This window comes from Peribacillus saganii, from assembly GCF_003429095.1.
GTDB lineage: Bacteria > Bacillota > Bacilli > Bacillales > DSM-1321 > Peribacillus > Peribacillus saganii.
In genome coordinates this window covers 1-1,756 of record NZ_QVTE01000074.1, presented here as the reverse complement: position 1 = coordinate 1,756, position 1,756 = coordinate 1, and the positions used below count along the sequence as shown (strand labels likewise).

The following is a 1,756-nucleotide window of genomic DNA, read 5'->3' as shown; positions in this document are numbered from 1 at the left end:
AATACATAAATCAAACGATCCATTGATATAAAAGCGACCTGGTATCCACGCTCGATAGCGTGAATACCAAGGGCAGTTGAAAGATGAGTCTTCCCTACACCCGTTGGTCCCATCATAATTAAGGTAAAACACTCATCAACCCATGATAATTGTTTTAATATATTCAGTTGTTTTTCTCCAATCGCAGTCTGTTCTTCAAGACGAAAGTTTTCGAATGTTAATGCCTCTGGAAACTCTGCCCACTTCATTAGTCTTTCACTATTTTTCCTTTCCCTACAACGCATTTCATGGCTAAGAAACTCATGGATGAACTCATGATATGTCCATCCCTTTGCTTCAGCTTCCCTTAGAAGAGAGGGTAATTCCTTGGCTGTCTCAGCCAGGCGTAGGGTTCGGCATTTTTCCTGTAGTGTTTCGTAAGGCTGGCTCATCTATTTGCTCCTCCTTGAAGGACACTTAAATAGATATCCTCTTTTCGTTCGGGGGCAACTAAAGCCTTATACTTCTCATTCAATGTTCCAGTTTCTATATGTTTCTTTCGGCCCTGGATTTCTAATGAGATGGCAATATCCCGAAAATCATTCGCACTAGTCAACCGTAAACGTCTCATTTCATTAAGTGCCTCATCAATGAAAGCTGGATATTTCAGGATGACGGATTGTACAACTTTAAGTTGATCTATCAAATGACGTGGATATTGATTAGAGAGAATTTCAATAAGCCAATTTGCTGCTTCTTTATCGGTTAATATTCCTTTAATTTGCTCTATTAATTGGTCACGTTTAGAGTGTTCACGTTGCCGATGGGAAGGGTCTGAAATGACAGTACCACTTCCTTTAGCGATTTTATGTTTGGCTAAAAGCTGTCCGTTTTGCTGGAGGCGTATGTATAGATACTCAGTATCTGTCTCGACATAAGCAATATTTGGAGCTCCTTTTCGGTAAGTGCCGCGAGGTACGCTGTACCGATTCCCATCAAACCGGATAACATTGTCTTTGTTAATAGTTCTTGTTATACTAGAATCGAAGATATCTTCAAAAATGTAAGTACCAGAGACCGGTTGTAGGTGTGGCTTTTCCAGGGCGAACACTTCCACTGGTCTCTTTTTCGTATTATGATGTACTTTATAATTCCCCGTTCTTTTTAACCAACTCAAACAAGATTCCTGCCAATCTAGTAGATTATCGAATGTACGGTTCTTCGCAAAATTATTTTTTACGTACTTTACTACCTGCTCTATTTTTCCTTTGGACTCTGGATCAGATTTTCTACAGAGGTACACCTTAAACTTTCTTGTCTGCTGGTACTTAGTGAATTCAACTGTCATGATAAGGTCTCCAGCATTTTCACTGACAGCCAGTAAGCGATCTTGGTCGTAGACGATTTCAGTAGACATGCCCCCATAAAAACGGAAGGCATTTTCATGCATCCTAATAAGATCTGATGCTCGAAAAGGTCGGTCAAGCCATTCTACATATTTGTATCTGGAATGGGCCAATACGAATCCAATAAAGTAGAGTCGCTTGAAGGTTCCATTGGTTGTAGGGACCCTTATTTGACCAAAATCTACTTGTAGCTGCTGACCCATTGGAAGATCGGGTACTGTACTATAATTTCTTTCTGAAGTCATTTTTGGGATATGGTAAGCTACACGTATCTCATTAACATAGTTTCTCACAGTTCCTTCTGTAACAGAACTGACGTTTAGTTTCTCCCCCAACCAGTCCAATACTTGTGCTCCTGATAAGTCAGGATG

General features: G+C 40.1%; 2 protein-coding genes. Both read right to left on the bottom strand.

Annotated elements, in window-relative coordinates; all coding sequences use genetic code 11:
* Positions 1-431, bottom strand: a 431-nt coding sequence (locus D0469_RS20485) for an ATP-binding protein (protein ID WP_158553611.1), incomplete at its 3' end; no start/stop codon positions are given.
* Positions 428-1,756, bottom strand: a 1,329-nt coding sequence (locus D0469_RS20480) for a DDE-type integrase/transposase/recombinase (RefSeq protein ID WP_142919223.1), incomplete at its 5' end; no start/stop codon positions are given. The genes D0469_RS20480 and D0469_RS20485, both read right to left, overlap by 4 nt.